The sequence below is a fragment of the Hymenobacter sp. 5516J-16 genome (assembly GCF_022919335.1).
Taxonomy (GTDB): Bacteria; Bacteroidota; Bacteroidia; order Cytophagales; family Hymenobacteraceae; genus Hymenobacter; species Hymenobacter sublimis.
This window is the reverse complement of sequence record NZ_CP095058.1, coordinates 2,374,615-2,400,573: the sequence shown is the minus strand read 5'-3', so window position 1 is coordinate 2,400,573 and position 25,959 is coordinate 2,374,615. Positions and strand designations below refer to the sequence as shown.

At 56.6% G+C, this 25,959-nt stretch carries 25 protein-coding genes; 7 read left to right on the top strand and 18 right to left on the bottom strand.

Annotation, left to right across the window (positions count from 1 at the left end):
• Nucleotides 1-174: 174 nt before the first annotated feature.
• Together recF and MUN84_RS11890 are read left to right on the top strand one after the other, a co-directional pair.
• Nucleotides 175-1,287, top strand: a complete 1,113-nt coding sequence (gene recF / locus MUN84_RS11895; protein WP_244694300.1) for a DNA replication/repair protein RecF — start codon at nt 175-177, stop codon at nt 1,285-1,287.
• 65 nt (nt 1,288-1,352) lie between these two features.
• Nucleotides 1,353-1,676 carry a DUF721 domain-containing protein gene (locus tag MUN84_RS11890; protein WP_244694299.1) on the top strand — a complete coding sequence of 108 codons (324 nt, stop codon included), beginning with the start codon at nt 1,353-1,355 and terminating at the stop codon, nt 1,674-1,676.
• A 160-nt stretch (nt 1,677-1,836) separates the two neighbouring features.
• On the opposite strand, the gene MUN84_RS11885 is transcribed toward MUN84_RS11890, so the two are convergent.
• The 3 genes from MUN84_RS11885 to MUN84_RS11875 all read right to left on the bottom strand — a co-directional run bounded on the left by MUN84_RS11885 (nt 1,837) and on the right by MUN84_RS11875 (nt 4,191).
• On the bottom strand, nt 1,837-2,334 hold the full coding sequence (locus MUN84_RS11885; RefSeq protein WP_244698835.1) for an acyl-CoA thioesterase: 498 nt from the start codon (nt 2,332-2,334) through the stop codon (nt 1,837-1,839).
• A 320-nt stretch (nt 2,335-2,654) separates the two neighbouring features.
• Entirely contained in the window at nt 2,655-3,053 is a 399-nt protein-coding gene (locus tag MUN84_RS11880) for a helix-turn-helix domain-containing protein (protein ID WP_244694298.1), read from the bottom strand.
• 295 nt (nt 3,054-3,348) lie between these two features.
• Nucleotides 3,349-4,191 (bottom strand): glycerophosphodiester phosphodiesterase family protein, encoded by an 843-nt coding sequence (locus tag MUN84_RS11875; protein ID WP_244694297.1) that lies wholly within the window; start codon nt 4,189-4,191, stop codon nt 3,349-3,351.
• 132 nt (nt 4,192-4,323) lie between these two features.
• On the opposite strand from MUN84_RS11875, the gene MUN84_RS11870 reads away from it, so the two are divergent.
• Nucleotides 4,324-4,938 carry a DUF2939 domain-containing protein gene (locus tag MUN84_RS11870; protein WP_244694296.1) on the top strand — a complete coding sequence of 205 codons (615 nt, stop codon included), beginning with the start codon at nt 4,324-4,326 and terminating at the stop codon, nt 4,936-4,938.
• Between the two features lie 85 nt (nt 4,939-5,023).
• Here the strand turns inward: MUN84_RS11870 and MUN84_RS11865 are convergent, their stop codons facing one another.
• From MUN84_RS11865 to MUN84_RS24565, 9 genes are all read right to left on the bottom strand, one after another.
• Nucleotides 5,024-5,308, bottom strand: a complete 285-nt coding sequence (locus tag MUN84_RS11865) for a PLD nuclease N-terminal domain-containing protein (RefSeq protein ID WP_244694295.1) — start codon at nt 5,306-5,308, stop codon at nt 5,024-5,026.
• 111 nt (nt 5,309-5,419) lie between these two features.
• The gene (locus MUN84_RS11860) at nt 5,420-6,049 is read right to left on the bottom strand and encodes a rhomboid family intramembrane serine protease (RefSeq protein WP_244694294.1); all 630 of its coding nucleotides are present in this window, start codon (nt 6,047-6,049) and stop codon (nt 5,420-5,422) included.
• Nucleotides 6,050-6,083: 34 nt separating this feature from the next.
• The gene (locus MUN84_RS11855; RefSeq protein WP_244694293.1) at nt 6,084-7,055 is read right to left on the bottom strand and encodes a polyprenyl synthetase family protein; all 972 of its coding nucleotides are present in this window, start codon (nt 7,053-7,055) and stop codon (nt 6,084-6,086) included.
• Between the two features lie 248 nt (nt 7,056-7,303).
• Nucleotides 7,304-9,769, bottom strand: a complete 2,466-nt coding sequence (gene rnr, locus MUN84_RS11850) for a ribonuclease R (protein ID WP_244694292.1) — start codon at nt 9,767-9,769, stop codon at nt 7,304-7,306.
• Between the two features lie 244 nt (nt 9,770-10,013).
• Nucleotides 10,014-10,589, bottom strand: coding sequence for an ATP-grasp domain-containing protein (locus tag MUN84_RS11845; protein WP_244694291.1), 576 nt, complete (start codon nt 10,587-10,589; stop codon nt 10,014-10,016).
• A 195-nt stretch (nt 10,590-10,784) separates the two neighbouring features.
• Complete coding sequence (locus tag MUN84_RS24580) at nt 10,785-11,594, bottom strand: ABC transporter ATP-binding protein (RefSeq protein ID WP_410780047.1); 810 nt, start codon at nt 11,592-11,594, stop codon at nt 10,785-10,787.
• A gap of 113 nt (nt 11,595-11,707) precedes the next feature.
• Complete coding sequence (locus MUN84_RS24575; RefSeq protein WP_410780046.1) at nt 11,708-11,977, bottom strand: hypothetical protein; 270 nt, start codon at nt 11,975-11,977, stop codon at nt 11,708-11,710.
• Nucleotides 11,971-12,294, bottom strand: coding sequence for a hypothetical protein (locus MUN84_RS24570; protein ID WP_410780100.1), 324 nt, complete (start codon nt 12,292-12,294; stop codon nt 11,971-11,973). Before MUN84_RS24570 ends, MUN84_RS24575 begins: the two co-directional genes overlap by 7 nt.
• Complete coding sequence (locus tag MUN84_RS24565; RefSeq protein WP_410780045.1) at nt 12,294-12,818, bottom strand: ATP-binding cassette domain-containing protein; 525 nt, start codon at nt 12,816-12,818, stop codon at nt 12,294-12,296. Before MUN84_RS24565 ends, MUN84_RS24570 begins: the two co-directional genes overlap by 1 nt.
• Before the next feature lie 192 nt (nt 12,819-13,010).
• Between MUN84_RS24565 and MUN84_RS11835 the strand changes: the two genes are divergently transcribed.
• Nucleotides 13,011-13,997, top strand: coding sequence for an aldo/keto reductase (locus MUN84_RS11835; protein WP_244694290.1), 987 nt, complete (start codon nt 13,011-13,013; stop codon nt 13,995-13,997).
• A gap of 1 nt (nt 13,998) precedes the next feature.
• On the opposite strand, the gene MUN84_RS11830 is transcribed toward MUN84_RS11835, so the two are convergent.
• The gene (locus tag MUN84_RS11830) at nt 13,999-14,373 is read right to left on the bottom strand and encodes a hypothetical protein (protein ID WP_244694289.1); all 375 of its coding nucleotides are present in this window, start codon (nt 14,371-14,373) and stop codon (nt 13,999-14,001) included.
• Between the two features lie 122 nt (nt 14,374-14,495).
• On the bottom strand, nt 14,496-15,155 hold the full coding sequence (locus tag MUN84_RS11825) for a lipoprotein signal peptidase (RefSeq protein WP_244694288.1): 660 nt from the start codon (nt 15,153-15,155) through the stop codon (nt 14,496-14,498).
• 364 nt (nt 15,156-15,519) lie between these two features.
• On the opposite strand from MUN84_RS11825, the gene MUN84_RS11820 reads away from it, so the two are divergent.
• On the top strand, nt 15,520-17,313 hold the full coding sequence (locus MUN84_RS11820) for a hypothetical protein (RefSeq protein ID WP_244694287.1): 1,794 nt from the start codon (nt 15,520-15,522) through the stop codon (nt 17,311-17,313).
• A 141-nt stretch (nt 17,314-17,454) separates the two neighbouring features.
• Here the strand turns inward: MUN84_RS11820 and ileS are convergent, their stop codons facing one another.
• The 3 genes from ileS to MUN84_RS11805 all read right to left on the bottom strand — a co-directional run bounded on the left by ileS (nt 17,455) and on the right by MUN84_RS11805 (nt 23,329).
• Complete coding sequence (ileS, locus tag MUN84_RS11815; RefSeq protein WP_244694286.1) at nt 17,455-20,934, bottom strand: isoleucine--tRNA ligase; 3,480 nt, start codon at nt 20,932-20,934, stop codon at nt 17,455-17,457.
• Between the two features lie 155 nt (nt 20,935-21,089).
• On the bottom strand, nt 21,090-23,111 hold the full coding sequence (locus MUN84_RS11810; RefSeq protein ID WP_244694285.1) for an efflux RND transporter permease subunit: 2,022 nt from the start codon (nt 23,109-23,111) through the stop codon (nt 21,090-21,092).
• On the bottom strand, nt 23,111-23,329 hold the full coding sequence (locus tag MUN84_RS11805) for a hypothetical protein (protein WP_244694284.1): 219 nt from the start codon (nt 23,327-23,329) through the stop codon (nt 23,111-23,113). The genes MUN84_RS11810 and MUN84_RS11805 overlap by 1 nt, the downstream gene beginning before the upstream one ends.
• A 445-nt stretch (nt 23,330-23,774) precedes the next feature.
• Between MUN84_RS11805 and MUN84_RS11800 the strand changes: the two genes are divergently transcribed.
• Both MUN84_RS11800 and MUN84_RS11795 read left to right on the top strand, forming a co-directional pair.
• A complete protein-coding gene (locus MUN84_RS11800) occupies nt 23,775-23,993 on the top strand; it encodes a hypothetical protein (protein WP_244694283.1) in 219 nt (72 codons plus the stop codon).
• 20 nt (nt 23,994-24,013) lie between these two features.
• Nucleotides 24,014-24,172 (top strand): hypothetical protein, encoded by a 159-nt coding sequence (locus MUN84_RS11795; protein WP_244694282.1) that lies wholly within the window; start codon nt 24,014-24,016, stop codon nt 24,170-24,172.
• Nucleotides 24,173-24,266: 94 nt separating this feature from the next.
• On the opposite strand, the gene MUN84_RS11790 is transcribed toward MUN84_RS11795, so the two are convergent.
• Nucleotides 24,267-25,784, bottom strand: a complete 1,518-nt coding sequence (locus MUN84_RS11790) for a glycine--tRNA ligase (protein ID WP_244694281.1) — start codon at nt 25,782-25,784, stop codon at nt 24,267-24,269.
• Nucleotides 25,785-25,959 lie beyond the last annotated feature (175 nt).

Genomic DNA, 25,959 nt, shown 5'->3' with positions numbered 1-25,959 from the left:
CTTTACCGTATCGGTAGCAGCCTTGCCCTTGGGGCAGCTTTCGGGGCCGACGATTTGTTCGTCGAATTGGAAGCCTTGGGGCAGCCTTTACTTTCGTCTCCGCCATCTTGCTTTCGGTTGTTCGCGTTTGGGATGCGAAAGTACGTAAAAGGATTGCAATTCCGAACCCTACGCATGATACTCGAAAGCCTCCACTTACTGTTCTTCAAAAACTATGAAGAAGCCAACTTAGGCCTCTCGCCCCACATCAACTGTTTTGTGGGTGACAACGGAAGTGGCAAGACGAATCTGCTGGATGCCATCCACTACCTCTCCCTGACTAAAAGCGCTTTTACTACCTCTGATGCCCAGAGCATCAAGCAGGGGGCGGAGTTCTTTGTGGTGAAAGGCCGGTTTCGGACGGAGCCAGCTGAGAAGCCCGAAACTATCCAGTGCAGCTTGCGCCAGGGTCAGAAGAAAACCTTAACCCACGACAAGCAGCCCTACGAACGAATCTCGGACCACATTGGGCGCTACCCGGTTGTGCTGATTTCTCCTTACGATACCGACCTGATTAGGCAGGGTAGCGAGGAGCGCCGCAAGTACTTCGACAGCCTCATCTCTCAGCTCGACCATGAATACCTAGAGAACTTGATTCGCTATAGCCACTTGCTCAAGCAGCGCAACTCCTTGCTTAAGTTGGCCGCTGACCGGCAAGCTGGTTACGACCGGGACTATCTTCTGGTGCTAGATGAACAATTGGCGCCCATTGGAGAACAATTGGTGAAACGGCGACAAGAATTCTTAGCTGAGTTCGAGCCGGTTTTTCAGCGCCACTATGAGCAGCTGGCCGATGCTCGTGAGCAAGTAACCCTAGCGTATAAAAGTGAGCTACCCGATACAGATTTTTTGAAGTTACTCCGGTTAAATGAGCGCAAGGACCTTTCCCTGCAGCGGACCAGCGCGGGTCCTCACCGCGACGATGTGACGTTCCTGATGGATGGGTTGGCAGTGAAAGGCTACGGCTCGCAAGGCCAACAAAAGTCATTTGCTATTGCTTTAAAGCTAGCTCAGTTTGAGGTGCTGGCCCAGCACAAACACCATAAGCCCTTATTGCTGCTCGATGACATTTTTGACCGTCTCGATGAAAAGCGCATTACCCGGCTTATGCAGTTGGTTGCTAATCACACCTTCGGGCAGATCTTCTTGACCGATACCCATCTGGAGAGAACTGACCGGGTGCTGGCGACCCTCTCCGACGATATCCGCCGATTCCGGGTTGAATCTGGTACTGTCACGCCGCTTTAGCAGCAGGGCCGCAGTACCTTTGAGGAAGCAACAACAAGCTGCTTCTTCGCGCGTTAAGTAACACAATGGCCTTCAAAAAACCTTTCCCATCCGAAAATTCCCGCAAGTCTGACATCGTTCCTTTGAAGGATGGCATTACGGCTTTGCTGCGCGCCTACCGGCTGCAAGGAAAGCTGAATGAAGTGACGGTAGTTGCCAGTTGGGAGCGAGTTATGGGCAAAGCCATTGCCATGAAAACTCAGGAGGTTTACGTTAGTAACCACAAGCTTTTTGTGCGCCTTACTTCCGCCCCGCTCAAGCACGAACTCATCATGGCCAAAACCCGAGTTCTAGAGAACCTGAATGCCGAGGTAGGAGAAGATATTATTACGGAGGTAGTATTCTTGTAAGTAGCGTCCGTTTCGGTATTACTGCTCCTTACTACTAGGTGAGCTAAGCCTGATAACGCAGCCATCCACTAGGCTTACTTCTACTCAAGCGGCAAGTTTTTCGGTTCCGCGTTTAGCTGAACAAGCGTCTCCCCTACCCCTTCTAGATTTTTACGTGCGCTTAGTACCCCAGCTGACACCGCTCCTGTTGCAGGAGGTGGAGTTGCTGCTCCGTGGCAAGCTTGGTACGAGCATTGTCAAACTCCCGACCATATTGCTCCTTGAACTCACGCCGCTTAATGGCTTCTACAAAGCGACGGGTATCCTCGGCTGTTTCCAGCAATAAGCCTGGTACCGGTGTTGGCTTCCCGTTGTCGTCCTTAGCCACCATCGTGAAGTAGCAGGTATTGGTGTGTTTCACGCTACCATTCCGAACGTCTTCGGCTATCACCTTGATACCAACCAGCAGAGAAGTACGGCCCACATAGTTCACCGACGCTAGCAAGGACACTAGCTCACCTACCTCCACAGGCTGCAGAAAATTGACTCCATCTACACTCACTGTCACGCAGTAGTTGCCGGCATGTTTTGAAGCGGCGGCATATGCTACTTTGTCCATTAGCGAGAGCAAGATGCCACCGTGAATCTTCCCTCCGAAATTGGCATAGGAGGGAATCATTAACTCCGTTAGAGTTACTCGGGAATAGGACACCGGGCGGTACTCGGGCAGGCTGTTGGGAACCATAAAAATTAAGGGACAGACTATGGTAGTTGTAGCGTACAGGTAGTCTCACTTCATATGCTGAGCTGCTCGTTACGTTGGAGCTTTCCCTCCTATCCTGCCCATCGTTTCCAACGAATATTTGAGGCTACAAGTCGCTTGCTTTTTCTTTTTGCGGCTCTTGTTTCTGCTAAGTCTGCTGCTGTTAAGTAACCTGAATTAGTAACGGGTAGAACTGCCGTTGGGTGAACAAATATGTTTCACGTGGAACGTTTTTGTCACTTTGGACCATACATCTTCAACAGGAGCTCATTATAGGCCTCTAGCAAGGCTATATACTTCTGCTGAAGCACTAGAAGCTGTTTTGCTAGGTCCGATTCTGTTACAAGAGGGGCGGCATTACGTGATGTTACAACTCTGTCTGACGCAGATGTAACATTATTTACAGCAACAGGTGTTACAAATGATAAAACAGACTGTTGTGTAACTGTAAAGTCTTGAGAAAAGTCGTGAGATATTACATCTCCTACTCGCTTTACAAAAGCGTAATCAAGTGTCTCTTCTTTAAACTTACGATAGATGGTAGGGCGTGTAATACCCAGCTCATCCACGATCCGCGTAATTGATATTCCGCTGCTTTTGATGGCTTCCTGCAGTATTTCGCCCTGGTGTGGCATAACGTGTAATATGACAAAGGATGGGTCTGTAAATATAACATAGTGTCACATGTACACAATACACATGCTACAAATACGATTCATGATGAAAACATATTACACGTGTATTATTGTAACTATTGTATACTGATACATGTTACAAAATCATATTTGTTACAAGTATCAACCTGTTAACTGTAACAAACAGTGTACACGTAATACAAAGGAGCTGCAGTAGGGCTGCAGAGCCCAGACAGCAATAGTTCTAGCTACTAAGTGTTATAAGCGCTTAAGGCTGCCGAAATAGCCGAGTACACTACAGTACAAGGCTCCGTAGTGCCAGCAGTCGGTCCGGGTAATCAGTTGTAATTCCCTTGGGCTGATAGGCCAACATATGGCGTAAATCTGCTGGCTCATTTACTGTCCAGGGCACTAGGTCGATGTGCTGCTGACGCAGTACAGTAACCAACTCTGGAGTAAGCAAGCGGAATTCGGGACCATATAGGGAGGGGATGAAACCTAGCTCCATTAGGTGGGCTGATAGCGGCTTTTCATCTTCAACCAGCAAGCATAAAGGCAAGGTGGGGAGCAGCTGTCGGGCGGCTCGTAGTACGCGCTTATCAAAGCACAGAAGCGTGGTGCGAGCCAGTAAAGACAGGGCACTTAATTCAAGAAGAACCAACTCTAAAAAGCGCGAGGGAGCTGGGTGATATATCCCATCCCCCTCGGGCGTACTCTTGAGTTCAATACTGAAGCGAACCGGCCGACGACCGAGCTGAAATGCCAGCTTGTCGAGCGCCTGCACAACCTCACGCAACAAAGGCTTGTAAGCGGGCTCAGGCGTTTGCTCAGGGTAGTACGGATGCAGGGTAAGGCCACAGTCGTACTGCCGGATGGTGGCGTAGGGTAGCTGGTATACGTTGTGCTGCTTCTGCTGCTCGAAAGGAATTGGCTGGCCAGCAGGAGTGCGGCAAATAGCGGCCGACATCCAGGGCTCGTGCGATACGACTACCTGATTATCGGCCGAAATAACCACATCCAGTTCCACTACATCTACTCCTAAAGTAAGCGCATGCAGGAAGGCAGGAATAGTGTTTTCGGGGCGCAGACCGCGGCAGCCACGGTGCCCATGTACTTCAGGAAAAGGCAGGAAAGCCATATGAAGAGGAAGTGAGATAAAAAGTATAAGGGCCAGACTCCGGCAGCTTTGCCTAAGGGAAATAGTCTTGAACCAGACAAAAACCCTCTATTTTTACCCATGTACGGCTTTTTCCTACCTACCTCCTTCCTCATGAAAAAAACGATCCTGAGCCTGCTACTTATCGGCTTGGCAATTGGCGCCTACCTCTACTATAAGAACCTGACTACGGGACCGGAATACTCGCTTCTGCAGGCCGCAAAAGCAGTGCAGGACCACAACCCAGCGGCGTTCGAGCGCTACGTAGATGTGAGCAGCGTAACCAGCAATCTGGTTGATCAGGTTACGGCACAAAGCTCGGTTCTGGGAATGCTAAACCCCGGTGGCCTGGCTATGAAGGGAGCTCTGCGCCTACTGAAGCCGCAGCTGGCCCAGGCAGCCCGCCAGGAAGTGCAGCGCTACGTTGAGACGGGCTCAGTAGAGGCCGTAGCAGCCACGCCCAAGCCGATGGGCGTATCCGTGCTAGGTGTAGTGGGCAAAGTAGTGGGGCCCGATACCAAGTTTAAAGGAGTCAAATACACCCATGAGGAAGGCGAGCAAGCCTTGGTAGGTTTGGAGTTTACGCAGCCTCGCTACGACACAACGTTGGTGCTAGAGGTGAAGATGCGCGACCAAGGTGACCATTGGCAGGCCACGGAAATCACTAACACGGCCGACATTCTAAAGCAGGTAGCACGCTTGGAAAAGCAGCGGCTGGTAGGCAAGTAAACGTGCGCGTTACCTAATCGGCTTACACGAAGAAGCCCCGATCCTCAGTGAGAATCGGGGCTTCTTCGTATAAGCTATGTGCCTACTACTTGTCCTTACCAAATAGTAGGAAGGCCAGCGAGCCAAGGAAAGGGAAGAAGAAAATGATCAGACCCCACACGATTTTCTTACCGAGTGACCACGGCTGCTGGAACAACTTGAACAGGGCGTACACAGCCAGAATCAAGTGAATAACGCCAGCGGTAGTCAAGGAGCCATCGGCATTGCGGGTGCGGCCGCAGCTGCTCAGGGCAAACGACATTAACAAAGCCAGAATACCGGTCAGGGTGAAAGAACGGTTGCTGGTGAGTGAAGAAACGAGCTTATTCATGGTGCAGGGAGTGTGTAGAATGGTAGAGAGTATGCCGCTCTGTACGCACAACACCTAAAATGGATATTATCAGACAAGTATTACATCAATAAATATCTGACAATCAATTACTTAGTTAATAAATTCTTGGATTTTATCAAAGAACAGAGGTCCGACTCGTGGTAGCAAGATGAGGGTCAGCACGATACCGTACAGGGCTCCGTAGAAGTGGGCGTCGTGGTTGATATTGTCGCCCCGACGGCGGCCCATGTAGTAGGAATAGGCCAGATACAGAAAGCCGAAGATGAAGCCCGGAATGGCAACGGGGATTGGAAAAATTCGGATGCCGGCCGTGGGGTTGAACAGAATAGCCGAAAAGACAACCGACGCTACCCCGCCGGAAGCCCCGAGGCTGCGGTAATTCGGATCGTCGCGGTGGCGGAGATAGGTAGGAACATCTGAAAGAACAATGCCGCCCAGGTACAGCAGCAGAAAGTACAGCAGACCCGTCGTCGGTCCGAACACGCCAAAGAATACGGTTTCCACTATCTGGCTGAAGGAGTAAAACGCCAGCATATTGAACAGCAGGTGCCCAAAGTCGGCGTGCAGAAACCCAGAGGTAATGAAGCGGTAGTAATCGTGGTTACGCTTGACGCGGTAGGGCTCCAGAATCCAGCTTTCCAGGAAGGCAGGATTCGACCAGGCGTAGAGGGAGATGCCTGCCGTCAGCACGGTCAGGATCAGGGTAGGAGACAATTCCATAGAAGTTGAAAGAAGTCAGAAAAGAGTGGTAGCACTACTGCTCCCGTTCCATGAGTTGCATGGCCAAGTGACGAAGAGGTTTTTTACGCGTTTCAGGGGCCGCTACGCGTTCCAAATGCTGTAAGGCGTCCAGGAAGTAGTCGTTGATGAGAGCTTCCGTCTGAGGGCGGATTTCGAGCTCATCGTAGATGGTGCGCACGGCCTGCACCTTCGCTTCGGCATCGGCTACGGGCTGGCCGATATGCTGAAGCAGCGTAATGCGTTGCGATTCGCTGGCCTGGGCCTGAGCCGTGAGCAGAAGGTAGGTTTTTTTGTCGCTGAGGATGTCGCCGCCCACGCGCTTGCCGAAGGTGGCCGCGTCGCCGTACACATCCAGCAGGTCGTCGCGGAGCTGGAAGGCTACCCCAATACCGACGCCAAACTGGCGCAGGTGGTCGGCATCCTGGCGGGAGGCGCCGCCGAGCAGAGCGCCCAGCTCCAGGGCAAAGCCCAGCAGCACGGCCGTCTTCAACCGAATCATATCCAGGTACTGCGCAATGCTGACCTCCGTTTCCGTCTCGAAGTTCATATCCCACTGCTGGCCCTCGCACACCTCGGCGGCCGTTTGGGAGAAGCGGCGGAGTACGTGGGGTAGTAGTTCAGGAGGCACGTCCAGAAACAGCTCGTAAGCCCGCACCAGCATGACGTCTCCGCTCAGGATGGCCACGTTGGGGTTCCACTTTTCGTGCACAGTCGCCTGACCGCGGCGCAGGGGCGCTTGGTCCATCAGGTCGTCGTGGAGGAGGGTGAAGTTGTGGAAGACTTCGGTAGCCAGCGCAGGTTTCAGAGCGGGCTCCAGCTCATCGGTAAAGATATGAGCACCTAGTAAGGTCAGCAAAGGCCGAATGCGCTTGCCGCCGAGGGCCATGATGTAGCGAATGGGCTCGTAGAGGGCCGTGGGCTGCTCGCCGTATTGCAGGGGCGCCAGGGCGGTATTGATGCGGTCAGTGAGTTGGGACAGATCCACGGAATGGGGTAAAAGTTCGGATGGGAAAGGTACGGAAGAGTAGGTGATGGGGTAGTGAGGTGAAAGGTGATGAAGTGAATACCGACGGATGACAGAGCCGGCAGCCTATAAAAAAAGCCTGTCATCCTGAGCAAAGCGAAGGACCTTACTACCCCAGAACAGCTACCGTGCTAACGGTTTGTTCCGATGTGGTAAGGTCCTTCGCTTTGCTCAGGATGACAGACTAAGTATTGACAAGCTTGATTTACCTACCGGCGGCGCTTGCTCTCGCCTCCGGGGCGGCCACCTTTGCCGCCTTTGTGGCCTCCGCCGCTGCGCTCAGGGCGGTAGCCACGGCGGCTTTCCCGACCAGCGTCGCGCTCCTCCCGCTCCCGGTTCTTCACGGCATCGGGGCGATTGTCCACCAACTCAAAGTCGATGGTGCGGTCCAGTAGGTTGGCCGATTTGACCACCACCTGCAGCTCGTCGCCGAACTGGATGATGCGCTTGCTACGCTGGCCTACGAGGCGGTAGTTGTCCTTGTCTAGCTCGAAGAAGTCGCCGGGGATGTCGGCTACCCGTACCATGCCCTCGCACTTGTTCTCCTCGATTTCGACGTAGAGGCCCCACTCCGTCAGGCCCGACACCACGCCCGTAAATGTGTCGCCGATACGGTCCTGTAGGAACTCGACTTGCTTGTACTTGATGCTGGCACGCTCGGCATTGGCGGCCAGCTTCTCGCGCTCCGAGGAGTGCTTGCACTCTTCCTCAATGGGCTCCACTTCCACGTTCTTGCCGCCCTCTAAGTAATGCTCCAGCAGGCGGTGGGCCATCATGTCGGGGTAGCGGCGAATCGGCGAAGTGAAGTGCGAGTAGTGCTCGAAGGCCAGGCCAAAGTGCCCGCGCGGATCGGTGGTGTAGGTGGCCTTGGCCATGGTCCGGATGGCGAGCGTCTGGATGACGTTCTGCTCGGGCCGGCCGACTACCTCGCTGCTCAAATCGTTCAGCTCCGTGCTCAGCTTCTTCGGATTCGAAAGGTCGAGTTGGTGACCAAACTTCTGGGCGAAGAGGGCAAAGTTAGCCAGACGTTCCTCGTCGGGAGCATCGTGCACACGGTACACCATGGTGAAGCGCGGCTTCCGATTCTTGAGCTTAAACACGAACTCGGCCACCTTGCGGTTGGCTAGCAGCATGAATTCCTCAATCATCTTGTGGGCGTCCTTGCGCTCTTTCACATACACGCCCAGCGGCTTACCCTGCTCATCCAGCTTGAACTTCACCTCCTGAGTTTCGAAGCTGATGGCGCCCTGCTTAAAGCGAGCGGCGCAAAGCTTCTTGGCAATGTCGTTCATCAACTGAATCTCGGCGGTGTAGTCCGCCTCCAGCCCTTCGATGCGCTCTTGAGCCTCTTCGTAAGCAAAGCGGCGGTCGGAGTGAATGATGGTTTTGCCAAACCAGGAGTTGTACAGCTTGCCTTTTTCGTCGAGCTCAAACACGGCCGAGAAGGTGAGTTTGTCTTCGTGCGGGCGCAGGGAGCAGAGGCCGTTGCTGAGGCGCTCGGGCAGCATGGGAATCACACGGTCCACGAGGTAGACGGAGGTAGCACGGTAGCGCGCCTCCTTTTCCAAGGCCATGCCGGGCCGCACGTAGTGCGTCACGTCGGCAATGTGCACGCCAATTTCCCAGTGCCCGTTCTCGAGTTTCTGAATAGAAAGCGCGTCGTCGAAGTCCTTAGCATCAACCGGGTCGATGGTAAAGGTGGTGATGTGGCGGAAGTCGCGGCGGCGCTCCATCTCGCTCTGCGGAATCTCCAGCGGAATGCTTTCCGACTCTTCCTCTACCTCGGCGGGAAACTCAAACGGCAGCCCAAACTCCGCCATAATGGCGTTGATTTCGGCCTCGTTTTCGCCAGCCTTGCCGAAGCTGCGCACGACCTGGCCCACGGGCAACTGGCCGGCGTCACCCTCGGGAAACTCGGCAATGCGCACCAGCACCTTCTCGCCGTGGTTGGCGCCGTTCAGGTTCTCGAAGGGCACGAACACGTCGAAGTAGATTTTGCGGTTATCGGGCTTCACGAAGCCGATGCCGCCCTGCATGTGCAGACGTCCCACCAGCTCCGGGCGCACCCGATTCACTACCTCCACCACGTCGCCAACGGGGCGGCCGTCGCGGGAGCCGCGCAGGCGCAGGCGCACCGTGTCGCCGTGCATGGCAAACTTCAGCCGGTCGGTGAAGACGCGCACGTCCTGTTCGCTTTCTTCTGAAATGACGAAAGCGTATTTGTCGGTAGCCAGGGCCACGGTTCCGGTGATGGTTTCACCACCGCCTTCCTGCCGCGGGCGGCGAGGGGTAGCAGGGCCGTCAGCATCAGGGAAGTCGAAACCAGCCTCCCGGCGGCGGTGCACCACGGGGTCCTGACCGAACTCGGTTTCCACGGGTCGGCCCCCACCGCGGCTCATGCCGGCAAAGGGCTCCCGCTCGTTGCGGCGCGTTTTGCGGCCACTGGCGGGCTCGGTGGCCGCTTGGGCAGCGGCGGCATCCGTCAGGCGGTAGTCGTCGTTCTGCAGCAGTGTGAGCAGGCCGCTTTTCTTGAGGCTTTTCAGGTGTTCAAAAATGTCTTCGCGCTGCTCCTTAGTCGTCACGCCCAGGCGGCGGGAGAGTTGGCGGTAGGAGAAGACTTTGCCCGGATTGTCGCGGAAGACGCGAAACACTAGGTCTTTGGAAATGGAGGCCACAGCGGCATCGTTGCGGCGGGCTGCCTTCGCGCGAGGGGCGCGGGGGCGGCGGATTCGTCTTTTTCTTTCATGTAGAAAAGGGGCCGCCAGTGGTTGTCTTTTTCGCAGGCGGCGGGGTTGAATGAGTGGGAAACTGGTAGTACTACGAGGTTTCCCGGGTAAAGTAATCCAGCCCGGAATCGGGCTTCGAAAAGATGATACGGAATATATCGGGGAATAACTATTCCTAGTCGAAAAAGGGAGGTTAAGCTTGGGTTGCGGCGGCTAGGGCACCCAGTACCGTACGGCCAAAATCGGCCACATTCCATTCTTTCAGGTCGGACACTTGTCCGTCGCCTACCTCCACGATGATGGGATGTCCAGCTGCGGTAAGGGCTACATCCAAACTATAGAACAAACGAGGGCGCAGCTGAAAAAGTGCCGGCCGCAACTGATTAGGTAGCGGTGTACCTCCCGCGCCATACGCAGTACCAGCCACCACGAAGTAGCGACGCTCGGAGTCGGGCTGGAGCTCCGCATACTGCCGCACGAACAGCAATTCATTGTTCGGAATCCCATGTTTACGCAGCAGCTCCTGCCACTCCGCTGCCGAAGCTACCGTGGAGTTGGGCCCAAACGACTTTACGAGCCCTTTCACGAAATAGCGTTGGCCTGCAAAGAAGTCGGGCAACTGACCGGCGGGCTGAAACGTGCTGGCGAAGGTGTACTCCCGAATTGCCGCGTACCAGCCCGAGGCAAGATGCGAGGACAGGTAGGACTCGATGCCACTAAGCAGCGGAGCCAGTTGCTCCAGTAGCTCGTATTCCGGACCTGTCAACATCCAACCGCGGTATAAGGCCGGGGTTGTCGGCGTACGAGGCCATACCCGAGCCGTTTCTATATCAAACAGCCCAACAGTAAAACCAGCTGCCGATGCCCAGGTATACTCAGGCTCCCAAAGCGGATCAACCGTCCGGGGTTCATAGGGCAATGAAGGGTAGAGAATGTGCATGCCCTAAAGATGCGTACTTCCCTCCTAGGCCCGGCTGGCTACGGCGGCGCGGATGTCGGCGGGCTCGTCTTTGGGAATGGCGGCCAGCAGCTGCCGGGTGTACTCGTGCTGGGGGTTGGCGTACAGCTCGGCGGCCGGGCCGCTTTCCACAATCTGCCCTTGGCGCATGACCAGCAGCCGGTCGCTCATGAAGCGGGCCACCGACAGGTCGTGGGTGATAAAAAGGTAGGTGATGCCGAACTCGCGCTTGAGGTCGTTGAGCAGGTTGAGCACCTGGGCCTGCACCGACACGTCGAGGGCCGACACGGACTCGTCGCAGATGATGCACTTGGGCTGCAGGGCCAGGGCCCGGGCAATGCAGATGCGCTGGCGCTGCCCCCCGCTGAACTCGTGGGGGTAGCGCTGGTAGTGCTCCTCCTTCAGCCCTACGGTGCGCAGCAGCTCCAGCACCCGGTCCTTCTGCTGCTGGCGGGTGCCGCCCACGTGGTGCACGCGCATGGGCTCCAGGATGGCCTCACCCACGGTCATCATGGGGTTCAGGGCAGCGTAGGGGTCCTGGAACACCATCTGAAACTCCCGGCGCTTCCGGCGCAGCTCCTCAGCGGGCAGTGTGGCCAGGTCTACCCCTTCGAACAGGATGCTACCCGAGGTGGGCTCCACTAGCCGCAGCAAGGTTCGGCCCAGCGTGGTTTTGCCGCAGCCCGACTCCCCCACCAACCCCACCGTTTCGCCAGGATAAATGTCGAAGCTTACCCCGTCCACGGCGCGTACATACTCCTTCTTCCGGTTGAAAAAACCTTTACGAATGGGAAAGTGCACGTTCAATTCTTTCACGCTTAGTAAAGGTCCATCGGCGGTGGTCCGACCAATTCCCGCAGGGTTGGTCGAACCACTCTCATTGCTGAGGTTGCTGACGGCTGGGCTGCCTTCGTTCAACGAGAGTGGTCCTACGAACCCTGCGGGGAATTCGTAGGACCACTTGCTTCTAGCGGCAACGGCTGGCCAGATTCCAGGCCGGGGGCAGCATCCAGACCAAATTGTGGTTCCGAAGGGCGTGAAACAGAATGTTCCACGGGGAACGTTTTGGTGGTTTCAGAGTTGTTTTGAGAGTTTAGCTCTTGGAGGCCACCAATTTCATTAGTAAGCAGTTGCGCAGGGTCATTTTCAGTGACAATAAAGTTTCCATCGGCTGTTTCACGCATGAAATCAGCTACCACGGGCAATTTTTTCTGGCCAACAGAAAGTTTTGGCCGGCAGGCCAGCAGACCCTTGGTGTACGGGTGCTGGGGTTGGTGAAGATGTCGAGAACTGAGCCCTGCTCTACCACCCGGCCCCGGTACATCACCAGAATCCGGTCGGCTATTTCAGCTACTACTCCTAGGTCGTGGGTGATGAAGATGACGGCGGTATGGTGCTGGCGGCGCAGGTCGTCGATAAGGCGGAGCATGCGGGCTTGCACCGTAACGTCGAGGGCGGTGGTGGGCTCGTCGGCAATGAGGATGGCCGGGTTGCAGGCCATGGCCATGGCAATCATCACGCGCTGTTTCTGGCCCCCGCTGATTTCGTGGGGTAGCTGGTGAAGATTTTCTCGGGGCGGGGCAGCTGGGCCATGGTGAACAGCTCCACGGTGCGGGCTTGCACTTCCTTTTCCGTAAGCGGGGTGTGCAGGCGTAGGGCTTCCACTACCTGGCTGCCGCAGGTGTATACCGGGTTCAGGGACGTCATTGGCTCCTGAAAAATCATGCTGATGTCGTTGCCCCGCACCTGCCGCAGCTGCTGGTCGGTGAGTTGGAGCAGGTCAACCTCCCCTAGCGCCTCCGACTGAAACCGCGCCTGCCCGGATACAATCTGGCCGGGCGGCAGCGGAATTAGCCCCATCAGGGCCAACGACGTTACTGACTTGCCTGAGCCCGACTCGCCCACAATGGCCAGCGTTTCGCCCCGCCGCAAATCGAAGGAAATATCGGCTACGGCCCGCGTGTTGCCCCGATGGCTCTGGAAATCAATGGTCAGGTTGCGGACGGAGAGGATGGGCTGGGACACGGCGGGCAGAGGCAAGGCGGAAAAAAGTAAAGATAGGCAGGCCGGCAGTAGCTTGCCCGGCGCATTTGGCGTACACAAAAGTTGTTATTCCGAGCAGGGCAAGGAATATGGGTTATCCTCCAAAAAACTTACTCAGATTCCTCGCCCTGCTCGGAATGACAGCTTAGCTGGCTCAGTTCAACACGATTCAACCTACTTTCCTACCTCATGCAGTACCGCAAACTTGGTAAAACCGGCTTTAATGTCTCTGAAATCAGCCTTGGCACCTGGCAGGTAGGCGGCAAGTGGGGCGACCCGTTTAGCCACGAAACCGCCGATTCCATCCTCAACGCCGCCGTCGACTCCGGCATCAACTTCATTGACACCGCCGACGTGTACGGCGACGGGGAAAGTGAAAAAGCCGTGGGCCGGCTGGTACGTAGCCGCTCCGAGCGGGTGTATGTGGCCACCAAGTGTGGTCGGCAACTCCAGCCCCACACCAACGAAGCCTACCAGCCAGAAGCCCTGCGGAAGTTCGTAGAGGCCAGCCTGCGCAACATGCAGCTCGAAACCCTGGACCTGATTCAGTTGCACTGCCCGCCTACGGAGGTGTACTACCGTCCCGAAATCTTCGAGCTATTTGACCGGCTCAAGGAAGAAGGCAAGATTCTGAACCTGGGCGTGAGCGTGGAAAAGGTGGAAGAAGGCCTCAAGGCCCTTACTTTCCCTAACGTTACGAGCATTCAGCTTATCTTCAACATGTTTCGGCAGCGCCCGGCGGAGTTGCTGTTTCAGGAAGCGAAGCGCCACGATGTGGGCCTGATTGTGCGCGTACCGCTGGCCAGCGGCCTGCTCACCGGCAAATTCTCGCCCCACACCACCTTCTCCCCCGACGACCACCGCCAGTTCAACCGCGACGGGGCCGCCTTCGACAAGGGCGAAACCTTTTCCGGCGTAGACTACGAAACGGGCCTGGCTGCGGTAGAAGAGCTGAAAAAAGTGTTTCCCAATCAGCCCAATCTTGCTCCCATTGCCCTGCGCTGGGTGCTCATGTTTGACGAAGTCAGCTGCGTAATTCCCGGCGCCTCCCGCCCGGACCAGCTCACCTCAAACCTACAAGCCGCCGAACTACCCGCCCTCACCGCCGAGCAAATGCAAGCCGTACGCGCCATTTATGAGCAGCGCATCAAGCCGCTGGTGCATCAGGTTTGGTAAACTAGCTCAGGCTTTCTAGCGCCTGTGTTAGGTAGGCAAAAGTTTGGGGCGCCCGTTGCTGAAGCTGGGCTAAGCCCGTTCCCAGTCCATCCTCGGGTAGAACTACTGTTCCGCCAGTAGCTAAATGCTGTCGTACAGGTACTAAATCTTCGTCAATCATGCGGCAGTTCGCTGCCAACGTTTCGTCCGTCCAAAAATCGGCATCTTTCAAACGCGGGCGGCGCTTTGTCCTAACTCCTATAGCGTTCGGCTCACCCCGCATTTCAATAGCTTGGCCGCCTAATCCGCGTCGTTCTTCATTGTCACCAAACAGGTAGAGCACGTCAGGATGAGCTTGCAAATCGGTACGGTAGATTCTTTTCTGTTTTAAGATCATATCTAACTGGTTTTTTAGAAAGATAAGAAAGGGCTTCTTTGATTTACGATAAGGAGGAGTTCATAAAAAGGGCCCGCTGGAGCAATTCCAGCGGGCCTTTTTCTGCTTTCGAGTAATACTTATTACACAGCTTCCGAGGCTTCGGCGTCGCGGCGGGCCTGGGCCGCGGCGGCATCGTTGGCGGCTACGGGGTGGGCTTCCTCCAGGTGCTGGCTGTAGAAGCGGTTTTGGAAGATAAGAATCAGCACGACCCCAATGAAAATGCAAGAGTCAGCAATGTTGAAGATGGGAAAGTCGGGGATAATTTCTCCGCCCACAAAAGGCCAGGAAGCCGGAAAAAACCCGTCCGGGAAGTCCACAAACAGCATGTCAATAACTTGGCCGTGCAGCCAGGGGGTAGGCGCATTGAAGGGCGCGTTGTTGTAGAGGACGCCGTAGAAGATGGAATCGACCAGATTGCCAATGGCCCCGCCCAGAATCATGGCAATGCAGATGAGCAGGCCGCTGGGGGCGTGCTGCTTCCAAAGGCGGTAGATATAGTAACTAATACCCGTAACGGCTACCAAGCGAAACAGCGTGAGAATAACCTTGCCGTAGGGCGCCGGCAGTTCCACCCCGAAGGCCATGCCAGGGTTCAGGGTGTAGTGCAGCTTAAACCAGTCGCCGAACACGGGAACTTCGCCGGGCATGCCCATGGGCATGTAGCGGTGTACCGCCCATTTCGAGAGCTGATCGATGACGATGACTAGCAAGGCCACGAGGTAGTATTTCCAATACTTCATAAGTACAAAGTGACGCAGAATTTTTGACTTTCTGGCGTAGGAGCCTACTGCATCCTTCTTGCCGCCGGTATATATCTGAAAGGGCTTTTGTGCCGATTTAAACCCGATTTTAGGGGATTTGTACGACGTTATGCCAAACGCCCCTTGAAAAGGCAGACGTACCGCTCCTGATTTTTCTGGGCGGCCAGCTGCGCGCAGCCTACCCGTGCAGCTTACAACTGCAATCAATTCCTAGTTAAGCGGCCGCTGTAGTGGCTCAATTCTTCCTGCTTTGCTCTTGCGACCTGCTACATAGCGGGAGTAAGTCATTGAAACTAGATATTTAGTTATACATTTCTAACCTTCCTACTTAAACTCTATTCCTATGTCAGCCACGCATCCTAGCCGCGCTTATTCTGCTGTAACCCGCTTATCTATCGTGGGTGTAGCCGCCCTCAGTGCCTGCGCCGCGCCGCACCCGCTTACCCAGGCCAATGAGCAGCAGCAAACCATGACGACGACCGTTTATAACCGCCAGCTCAATACCAGCCTGTTGCTCAACGGCGACTATGATATAAATCTACAGCCTCGCAACAAGCCGGATGAGGTAACAAAGGCGCGGCTGAAACAGCTTGGCTTCTCGCGCCGCCAGTCGGCGCTGCTGTTTACTGGTCAAACAAACCTTGCGCCCACGTACCGGCTGCGCGGCCTGCGCATAACCGGCAATCCTAACTGGCGGGCCCTGGGGTTCCAGGAAAACGGCGTCGGACGCTACCAGCACACGGGTACGGCTGGCCACGATTTGCTGATGGAATACGCCGCGCCCCTACCCGACCAGCAAGGTTGGCTCTATCTCATTGCTACTGATGAAGCCAGCTCGCGCGCCGCTACCTCCGTGCGGGACCGTGGCGTTGAGATGGATGCGGAATTTGTCACGTTCACGTTTCCCTCGGTGCAGCAAGGCCGGTGGCCGCGCACGGTGTCGCCGGTACGGCTGGCCAACGAGGCCTTTCTGAGTCGTCCCAACGGTGATTATCTGGCTCCGCTGTCTGCCCTGGCCCAGAGCCGCCACGCCCCCGCCACGGGCAACGACCCCAGTAGTGATGGAATACTGTGGCAAATGCTGCAGCAGTACCACGCCATGGCTGGCAACACTGATTCGGTAGCGTATTTTCAGCGTCAGGGCCCGGAGGTAGTGCGCCTTCCGGCTACTACGTCAACCACAGGTACCCCACGCCGGCCAAACCCCACGCCGACCGACACGCTAGTCAGCCTGGAAGCAGTACCCGAAATTCTGCGCCAATCAGTCGGTGTGCGAGCCGTGTTGCTGAATGAGTCGCACACGTACAGCAGGCACCGGGCGCTGGCGGCGGTGCTGCTACCCGGCTTGTATCAGCAGGGGTTTCGGTACCTAGCCCTAGAAACGCTCGAAGACTCCGCGAGCAGCGCCTTGAATCCGCTACCCTTGAAAGCCGGTTTCTACACGCGCGAAGCCACGTTTGCCAACCTGGTGCGCACGGCCCGGCGGCTGGGCTTTACCCTAATTTCCTACGAAGCGGGACGGGGCCAAACAGAACGGGAGTTAGCCCAGGCCACGAACCTGCGCAATGCCCTGCGCCACGACCCCCAGGCCCGGGTGCTGGTGTACGGGGGCGGGGCCCACGTCAACCTCCTGACCATGCCCGGCAAGCCCCAGGCAAAATGGATGGCCCAGCACTTAGTTGACCTCACCGGCTGGCCCGTTCTCAGCATCAATCAGGCGCGTCTGGGCAACGAAGCCCGCAGTGGCCTAGCGGCTACGCCCGCAGGCAAGGCCGAAGTGGTGTACCAGCTTCGCAACGGCCAGCGCCGCTCGCCCTACCCTGAAAACAATCTGGTAGTGCGCAACAACCTCGACCTAAACCGGCTGACCCTTCCCTACTCCGATGCCACTGACGCCCAACTGGTTTCTCTGAATGTTAGTGCCTACCAACCTACCGCCGCTACGGGCCGCCGCATGGTACAACTCTACCTGCAGTCGGAACTCACCGTGCGAGAGGACATAGCACCCATCTATATCCACGAATTGCGCCCGTCAGACGACGTTCTATCCTTGCGCCTGGTTCCGGGCCGCTACGTCTACCGCGTGCTGTCAGAGAAGCAAAAAGAAGAAGTTCGGAAGGAGTTGGTAGTGAAGTGAGTTAATGATTCTATAAACGCACGTTGCAATAGCCTTCACATCCACTCGTCATCCTGAGTATTGCGAGAAAATGCACGGCATGAAAAAGGCCGCGAAACGTAAGTTCTGCGGCCTTTTTGGCTTTAAGAATAACCTATGCTACTAGCTATTGGCTACTTCTAGTTGCACTGGCACAGTGTACTCGTCAAATTCCAGCACTGAGCCGCCGCTGATTTCCGGGGCAAAGTTTAGGGCTAGGGCCTGTACTTCTTCGCGGATGTAGCCACCGAAGGACTGCACGGCAGCTTCCAGCTCGGCCTGCTGGCCCAAGGTCACCCGGATTTTGTCCTGCACTTCCAGGCCGCTGTCTTTGCGCAGGTTCTGGAGGCGGTTCACCAGCTCGCGGGCCACACCTTCCTGGCGCAGCTCGTCGGTCAGGGTCACGTCGAGGGCTACCGTTAGGGGGCCGTCGGTGGCTACCAGCCAGCCGGGCAAGTCGTCGGTGCGGATTTCCACGTCATCCGGAGCAAGCGTAATCGGCTGCCCTTCGACTTCCACGGCCAGCTGGCCGGTCTTTTCGAGGGTGCTGATTTCCTCCGGGGTCATTTGCTGAATCCGGGCACCTACGGCTTTCAGACGAGCACCGTATTGCTGACCCAAACGCTTGAAGTTCGGCTTCACCGACTTTACTAGTACGCCGCTGGTGTCGTCCAGGAACTCCACGTGCTTCACGTTCACCTCGGCGCAAATCAGGTCTTCTACCTTGCCTACCTGCTCACGGGTCGTCTCATTGAACACCGGCACCAGAATGCGCTGCAGGGGCTGGCGCACCTTCAGCACCGATTTCTTGCGTAGGGAGTGCGTAAGCGAGGAAATCCGCTGAGCCAGTTCCATGCGCTCCTCCAGGGCCTTATCGATACGGTTCGTTTCGGCTTCAACCAGCAAGGTGAGGTGGATGGATTCGGGAGCTAGTGGCGTATTCCGCTCAATAGCTTCGGCGCGCATGCCGTCGGTCATGTTCTTATAGAGCCACTCGGCGAAAAAGGGCGCAATGGGGGCCATGAGCTGGGCTACTACCACCAAGCATTCCTGCAAAGTCTCGTAGGCGGCTTTTTTGTCCTGGGTCAGCTCGCCTTTCCAGAAGCGGCGGCGCGAGAGGCGCACATGCCAGTTAGAGAGCTGATCGGTCACGAAATCCTGGATGGCGCGGGCCGCCTTCGTGGGGTCGTAGGAGTCATAATGGCCGCGCACTTCTAGAATCAAGGACTGCAGCTTGCTTAGAATCCAGCGGTCCAGCTCGCTTAGCTCACTGTGGGGCACCCGGTCGAACTCGCGGGCCTGGAAGCCGTCGAGGTTGGCGTAGAGGGCGTAGAACGAGTAGGTGTTGAACAGGGTGCCGAAGAAGCGGCGCTGTACCTCCGTGATGCCGCTGAGGTCGAACTTGAGGTTGTCCCAGGGCTGGGCGTTGGCAATCATGTACCAACGGGTAGCGTCGGGGCCGAACTGCTCGATGGTTTGGAACGGGTCGATGGCGTTGCCGAGGCGCTTGCTCATCTTGTTGCCGTTCTTGTCCAGCACCAAGCCGTTGGCCATCACGTTCTTATAGGCCACTGAATCTTCCAGCATCACGGCCAGGGCGTGCAGGGTAAAGAACCAGCCGCGGGTCTGGTCCACGCCTTCGGCAATGAAATCGGCGGGGAAATTCTTCTGGAACTTCTCGCCGTTTTCCAGGGGGTAGTGCCACTGGGCGTAGGGCATGGCGCCGCTGTCAAACCACACGTCAATGAGGTCGGTTTCGCGGTACATGGGCTGGCCGGAGGGCGACACCAGGAAGATATCGTCCACGTAGGGCCGGTGCAGGTCGATTTTTTGGGAGCTATTAGCTGATGGCTGTTGGCTGTTAGCTTTTTCGTCGGACGAAGAGCTATCCGCCATTACCCAATTACCATCCACCTTTTGGTAGGGGTTGTGGGTCATGACTTCAGCCGCTACGGCCTTATCGATTTCGGCGACGAGTTGCTCGATGGAGCCGATGCAGATTTCCTCCGAGCCGTCCTGGGTGCGCCAGATGGGCAGGGGCGTGCCCCAGTAGCGGGAGCGGCTCAGGTTCCAGTCCACGAGGTTTTCCAGCCAGTTGCCGAAGCGGCCGGTACCAGTGCTGGCGGGCTGCCAGTTGATGGTTTTGTTGAGTTCGATGAGCCGGTCTTTTACCGCCGTGGTCTTGATAAACCAGGAGTCCAGGGGGTAGTACAGCACGGGTTTGTCGGTGCGCCAGCAGTGGGGGTAGGTGTGCTCGTACTTCTCCACTTTGAAGGCCGTGCCGTCGCCTTTCATGCGGATGGCAATGCTTTCGTCCAGGGTCTTGTAGTCGGCGCCCGACTGGTCGTGGCCGTCGTAGTTTTTCACCCAGCGCCCGCCAAATTCGCCCATCTGGGGCACGTAGCGGCCGGTACGGTCCACGATGGGCGTGGGCTTGCCTTCGGCATCCAGCACAATCAGGGCCGGAATATCGGCCTGCTGAGCCGCCCGGAAGTCGTCGGCGCCAAACGTGGGCGAGATGTGCACAATGCCGGTACCGTCCTCCGTCGTCACAAAGTCGCCGGGAATCACGCGGAAGGCGCGCTCCTCTCCTTCAAACGCCGGAAAGCCTTTGTCCTGGCCGAACAGCCGCTCGTAGCGGATGCCTACCAGGTCAGCGCCTTTGAACGTGTTTTCAACGCGCCAAGGCAGCACCTTGTCGCCGGCTTTGTAGTCTTCTAGCAAAGCCTCTTGGCCTTTCTCCGAGAAGTAGCGGTTCATCAACGCTTCCGCCAGCACTACCCGGATGGGTGCACCCGTGTAAGGGTTGAAGGTGCGTACCAGCACGTAGGGGATGTTTTTGCCAACCGCTAAACCCGTGTTAGCAGGCAAGGTCCAAGGTGTGGTCGTCCAAGCTAGGATGTAAGTCGGCACCTCATCAGTCCCGGCAAACAGCTTCGCCGAAGCCTCATCCCGCTTCACCTTGAACTGGGCCACGATGGTCGTGTCCTTGACGTCGCGGTAGGTGCCGGGCTGGTTTAGCTCGTGCGATGACAGGCCAGTGCCGGCGGCTGGGGAGTAGGGCTGAATAGTGTAACCTTTGTAGAGCAAGCCCTTGTCGTAGAGCTTCTTGAGCAGGGCCCAGCAGCTCTCGATGTACTCGGGCTCAAAGGTGATGTAGGGGTCGTCGAGGTCTACCCAATAGCCCATTTTCTCGGTGAGGTCGTCCCACTGGGCTTTAAAGCGCATCACGGTTTCGCGGCAGCGCTGGTTGTAGTCCTCAATGCTGATTTTCTTCCCGATATCCTCCTTCGTGATGCCCAGCTCCTTTTCTACCTGCAGCTCAATGGGCAGGCCGTGGGTGTCCCAGCCGCCTTTGCGGTTTACCTGCTTGCCCAGCAGGGTCTGGTAGCGGCAGAAAATGTCCTTTACCGTCCGGGCCATGACGTGGTGAATGCCGGGGGCGCCGTTGGCCGAAGGCGGACCTTCGTAAAACACGAACGTAGGCTGCCCTTCGCGGGTGCTCACGCTTTTCTCGAAGATGCCGTTCTGCTTCCACCACGCCAGGATATCGGTGCCGACCTGGCCGTAGTTGAGCGGCTGCTTGAATTCGGGGTAGTTCATTTGTGGGGTCGTTGTATCAGAACGTCATGCTTGATCTTGCGTCCGCTTGCCGAAGCATCTCTACCGCTTCGTTGCAGTAGTAATTCAGCGAAGCGGTAGAGATGCTTCGGCAAGCGGACGCAAGATCAAGCATGACGGTGGTATAAAGGGTGGTTTTAGCCGTTCAGTTTGGGCTGCCGCTTCATCCGGTTAAGGTTGAGTTCCAGGTCGTCGTCTTCCTCGTGGTAGTTGTCGTCGTAATGGCGAATACCGGATTGGTCGATAACATCCTCGTCCTTGCCGTGCTCGAAGGTAACGAGTAAGCAGGGCAGCAGAATCAGGTTAGAGAAGTTGGTGATGAGTAGGCTGGCCGACATGAGCAGACCGAGGGCCTTGGTGCCGCCAAATTCCGAGAAGGCAAACACCGAAAAGCCCAGAAACAGCACAATGCTGGTGTAAATCATGCTGGTGCCGGCCTCCGAAAGCGTAGTGCTGATGGCGGCCTTTACGCGGCGGCCGTTGGCGGCCATTTCCTGCCGGAACTTGGCCAGCAGGTGAATGGAATTGTCGCCGTCGATGCCCAGGGCAATGCTGAAAATCAGGGCGGTGCTGGGCTTGAGCGGGATGCCGAAGTAGCCCATAATACCGCCCGTGAGTAGCAGCGTAAAGAAGTTGGGCAGTAGGGTAAACGCCACGGCCCGCACGCTGCGGAACAAGATCAGCACGACCAGCCCGACCAGCACGAAGGCAATAACCAGGCTTTCCTTGAGCGTACCAATCAGGTACTCATTGCCTTTGGTGAAGATGATGGTGGTACCGGTCAGCTTCACCTTCATATCCGTACCATTGAAAATCCGGTTGATTTCGGGCTTGATGCGGTTGTTTATCAGCGTATCGAGGTTGTGGGAACCTACGTCGGCAATCTTCAGGGAAATGCGCGCCCGCTGCATGCTGCTGTCGGTGAAGGAGCGCAGCAGTTTGCTAGTCAGCTGGCCCTCTGTGCCCTCCGTGGACTGCGAATGGGCCAGGTAGCTGAACACGTAGTTTTTCTCGGAGTTGTCGGGTAGGCGGTAGAACTCGGGGCTACCGTTGTAGAAGGCCTGGGTCGAGGCCTTCAGAAAGGTAACCACGCTGACGGGGGTAGTCAGCACGGGCTGGGTGCGCAGAAAGTTTTCGAGGCGGTCAATCCGCTCCAGGTTCTTGAGCTTGAGCAGGCCTTTGGGGCGGCCGGTGTCCACTACCATTTCCAAAGGCATTACGCCGTTGAAGTGCTGCTCAAAGAACTTCAAATCAGAATTTACCGACGAATCCTTGGGCAGATCATCCACCATGTAGCTCACCGATTTCACCTTCATTACCCCAAACGAAGCCAGCACCATCAGGGCCAGGGCGGTGAGGTACACCGTGCGCCGGCGCTCCAGCACCAGGTAGTCGAAAAACTCCAGCAGCTTGGTCAGGGGCTTGGCCTCCAGGTGCTCCAACTGCTTAGGGGTAGGCGGCGGCAGAATGGTGAAGATGATGGGCATCAGGATAAATGATACCGCAAACGCCACGAAAATATTAACCGTAGCCACCAGCCCAAACTGATACAGAATGGCAATGTTGGTGAAGCAAAACACCACGAAGCCGATGGCCGTGGTGGTATTGTTCATGAGCGTGACCAACCCAATTTTGCGCACCACCCGCGCCATAGCCAGCACCTGGTTGCCGGATTTGCGGTAGTCGTAGTGGTAGCGGCTAAGTAGGTAGGTGCAGTTCGGGATGCCGATAACGATGATAATGCTCGGAATCAGGCCCGTAAGCAGGTTGATCTTGTAGCCCAGCAGCACCATGGAGCCAATGCACCAGGTTACCACAATCAGCACAATTAGCAGCGGGAACACCACCGCCGACCAGGTCCGGAAGAACATGAGCAGGGTCACGGCCATCATCACAATGGTCAGGGCCACGAACAGCTTCATTTCCGAGGCGACCTTGGTGGTCATGGTGGCCCGCACGTAGGGCAGGCCGGCGTAGTGCATCCGAATGCCCGTTTTCTGCTGGAAGCGTTCAGCGTGGCCCAGAATCTCCTGCATCACGGCCTCGCGCCGGCTGGAGTTCAGGTACTTGGGGTCCATGGTGAGGGCCAGCAGCGTAGCCCCGGTGGTTGGCGAAATTAGCTGGCCTTTGTAGAACTCCTGGGCATTCACTACCCGCATTAGGGAGTCCAGTTCGGGCTGGGTTTGGGGAAGTTGCGGAAGATAGGTTCGGCCCGAAAGGTTTGGGTAGCCGTGTCCTTTACCAGCCGGGGTAGGCGCGTTACGCCCAGAATGCCATTTACGCCCTCCACTTTGCTGAGCGTATCCGTGAGGGTGCGCAGCTCATTGAAGTTGCCGAGCTGGTACACCGAGCTGTCCTGCATGCCCAGCACCAGCACGTTGCCGTCCTCCCGAAGGTTTGCTTGAACTGCTGGAAGTACACCATGTCCGGGTCGTCGGGCGACACGACCTGGGCAAAATCGTAGGTCATCTGCACCTTGCGGGCTTCCCAGGCCATAAACACCGTAATAAGGGCCAGCAGCCCGACGAGCAAGCGGCGGTTCTTGATGACGAATAGGGCGAGGTTTCTCCACATAGGCTGCTAAAATGCAGCAAAGGTACGCAACCCCGGGCAGGTATGCGGTGAGCCTCAGTCAGTAAACCCCACCCCTACCTCGACTACCAGTAGCCAGCCAAACAAGTGCGCTTGGTTGACAAACTCATTTTTTCTTCAGAATATAGGGAACAAATTATGCACTATTCAACGTAAATAGTCACACTTCAAGGCGTTGCGACCGTAACTACTTGTATTTTCCCGCGCCTTGCTGCTATTTTTCTATTATAATGACATTGTACAATTCCCCTGATGCGTCCCTGACGTATAACTCGCTGTTGGATACCCTACACTTGAGCTACAATGCTGCTCACTTGTCGGGGTCGTTCGGGGAGGCTTACCACCGGGCACTAGAGGAAATGCTGGCCCAGAACGTGGACAAACTTCTGGTAGATTTGAAGCGAAATGCTCCCCCAACCGACGAAGCAGACGCTTTACTTCAGCCCTGACCAGCATCCTGCCCGGTCATTTGCAGCGCCCGTTGTTTATTGCCGCCGTGGTGTCAGAAGGCCAATACCAATACCAGGTAGGCAACTCCCTTGCCTCGGCCAGCCTGCCTCCGTCCCAGGTTGAGTTCAATTACTTTACCTCCCGCCGCGACGCTACCCAGTGGCTGAGCGAGAACTAAGAAAGAACTCACCAGCCCTACCTCAAAACGCCAACAGGCCGCCGGATTGCTCCGGCGGCCTGTTGTGTTATAGCCCCGTAGAAACAGCGGGGCGCTACAGCTTTTCGAAGACGCGCGAGAAGCTCACGGCCTCCCCGATGTAGGCGCGCAGCTCGGAAATTGGCATGCGGGTTTGCTCACGGGAGTCGCGGTGGCGCACGGTCACGGTGTTGTCTTCCAGGGTCTGGTGGTCGACGGCAATGCAGAAGGGCGTGCCGATAAGATCCTGGCGGGTGTAGCGCGTCCCGATGGAGTCCTTCTCCTCCACTACCAAGCGGAAGTCGTGGCGCAGGGAGTTGTAGATTTCGTTGGCTTTGTCGGGCAGGCCATCTTTTTTAACCAGCGGGAAGATGGCGGCTTTGATGGGCGCCACGGCCGGGTGCAGGCGCAGCAGCTTGCGGGTTTTGGTTTGCTGCTTGTCGCCCTCGCCTTCGGTAATGGTTTCCTCCTGGTAGGCTTGGCAGAGGGTAGCCAGAAACAGGCGGTCGGCACCCACGGAGGTTTCCACTACATAGGGCACGTAGTTGCCGTAAGGCTTGCCGGTTTCGGGGTTAATGTCGTTATCGAAGTACTGCTGCTTCTTGCGGCTTAGGTTCTGGTGCTGGGTCAGGTCGAAGTCGGAGCGGGAGTGAATGCCCTCGATTTCCTTGAAGCCGAAGGGGAATTCAAACTCGATGTCGACGGCGGCCTTAGCATAGTGGGCCAGCTTGTCGTGGTCGTGGAAGCGGAGCTTGTCGGCGGGCAGGCCCAGGGCCTCGTGCCAGCGGCGGCGGGTTTCCTTCCACATGGTGTACCACTCGCCTTCGGTACCAGGACGCACGAAGAACTGCATTTCCATCTGCTCAAACTCCCGCATGCGGAAGATGAACTGACGGGCCACAATTTCGTTGCGGAAGGCCTTGCCGATCTGGGCAATACCGAAAGGCACCTTCTGGCGCGCCGACTTCTGCACGTTCAAAAAGTTGACGAAGATGCCCTGGGCCGTTTCTGGGCGCAAATAAATCTGCGAGGAGTCGCCGGCCACGGCGCCTACCTGCGTAGAGAACATCAGATTGAACTGGCGCACATCGGTCCAGTTGCCGGTTTTGGAGACGGGGCAGAGAATCTTCTCGTCGATGATGAGCTGTTTAACGCCGGCTAAGTCTTCAGCGGTGAGCAGGCGGCCCATTTCGGCCAGCAGAGCATCGGCACGAGCTTGGTCGCCAGCGTTTTCGTACTCGGCGGCTTTTTCTTCGAGCAGCACATCGGCGCGGTAACGCTTCTTGCTGTCGAGGTTGTCAATCATGGGGTCCGAAAAGCCATCGACGTGGCCGGAGGCTTTCCAGGTGAGCGGGTGCATGAAAATGGCCGCGTCAATGCCTACCACGTTCTGGTTGAGCTGGGTCATGGCCCGCCACCAGAGCTGCTTGAGGTTGTTTTTGAGCTCTACGCCGTTGGGGCCGTAGTCGTACACGGCCGCCAGGCCGTCGTAGATTTCCGAAGAAGGGAATACGAAACCGTATTCCTTGGCGTGCGACACGATATCGGCCAGGGTATTTTCAGCCGTGGCGGCGGGTTTCTGCTCGTTGCTCATGAGGGGGAGGTTAAATGGAATACAGCTGTCCTGCCGAGCGCCGCGAGGAATTTGGAGTAGGAAGTATATGCCTGCCCCAACTTGCGCCCTGCCCTCGGAACGACAGCAGCTTCTCGGCAAAAGTAGCCAAAGCTTTAGCTTACAGCCTACCCAAAGGCCCATAAATAGCGCTGAA

Bases quoted from the DNA above. Each gene is read 5' to 3' on its own strand.
- MUN84_RS11875 (WP_244694297.1), bottom strand. From the start codon at position 4,191: ATGGCTTTCCTGCCTTTTCCTGAAGTACATGGGCACCGTGGCTGCCGC.
- MUN84_RS11885 (WP_244698835.1), bottom strand. From the start codon at position 2,334: ATGATTCCCTCCTATGCCAATTTCGGAGGGAAGATTCACGGTGGCATC.
- MUN84_RS11825 (WP_244694288.1), bottom strand. From the start codon at position 15,155: ATGAAGTATTGGAAATACTACCTCGTGGCCTTGCTAGTCATCGTCATC.
- MUN84_RS24570 (WP_410780100.1), bottom strand. From the start codon at position 12,294: ATGATTGCCATGGCCATGGCCTGCAACCCGGCCATCCTCATTGCCGAC.
- MUN84_RS11860 (WP_244694294.1), bottom strand. From the start codon at position 6,049: ATGGAATTGTCTCCTACCCTGATCCTGACCGTGCTGACGGCAGGCATC.
- MUN84_RS11865 (WP_244694295.1), bottom strand. From the start codon at position 5,308: ATGAATAAGCTCGTTTCTTCACTCACCAGCAACCGTTCTTTCACCCTG.
- MUN84_RS11835 (WP_244694290.1), top strand. From the start codon at position 13,011: ATGCAGTACCGCAAACTTGGTAAAACCGGCTTTAATGTCTCTGAAATC.
- MUN84_RS11790 (WP_244694281.1), bottom strand. From the start codon at position 25,784: ATGAGCAACGAGCAGAAACCCGCCGCCACGGCTGAAAATACCCTGGCC.
- recF (WP_244694300.1), top strand. From the start codon at position 175: ATGATACTCGAAAGCCTCCACTTACTGTTCTTCAAAAACTATGAAGAA.
- MUN84_RS11870 (WP_244694296.1), top strand. From the start codon at position 4,324: ATGAAAAAAACGATCCTGAGCCTGCTACTTATCGGCTTGGCAATTGGC.
- MUN84_RS11800 (WP_244694283.1), top strand. From the start codon at position 23,775: ATGACATTGTACAATTCCCCTGATGCGTCCCTGACGTATAACTCGCTG.
- MUN84_RS11845 (WP_244694291.1), bottom strand. From the start codon at position 10,589: ATGTTGACAGGTCCGGAATACGAGCTACTGGAGCAACTGGCTCCGCTG.
- MUN84_RS11830 (WP_244694289.1), bottom strand. From the start codon at position 14,373: ATGATCTTAAAACAGAAAAGAATCTACCGTACCGATTTGCAAGCTCAT.
- MUN84_RS11810 (WP_244694285.1), bottom strand. From the start codon at position 23,111: ATGCGGGTAGTGAATGCCCAGGAGTTCTACAAAGGCCAGCTAATTTCG.
- MUN84_RS11890 (WP_244694299.1), top strand. From the start codon at position 1,353: ATGGCCTTCAAAAAACCTTTCCCATCCGAAAATTCCCGCAAGTCTGAC.
- MUN84_RS11880 (WP_244694298.1), bottom strand. From the start codon at position 3,053: ATGCCACACCAGGGCGAAATACTGCAGGAAGCCATCAAAAGCAGCGGA.
- MUN84_RS11820 (WP_244694287.1), top strand. From the start codon at position 15,520: ATGTCAGCCACGCATCCTAGCCGCGCTTATTCTGCTGTAACCCGCTTA.
- ileS (WP_244694286.1), bottom strand. From the start codon at position 20,934: ATGAACTACCCCGAATTCAAGCAGCCGCTCAACTACGGCCAGGTCGGC.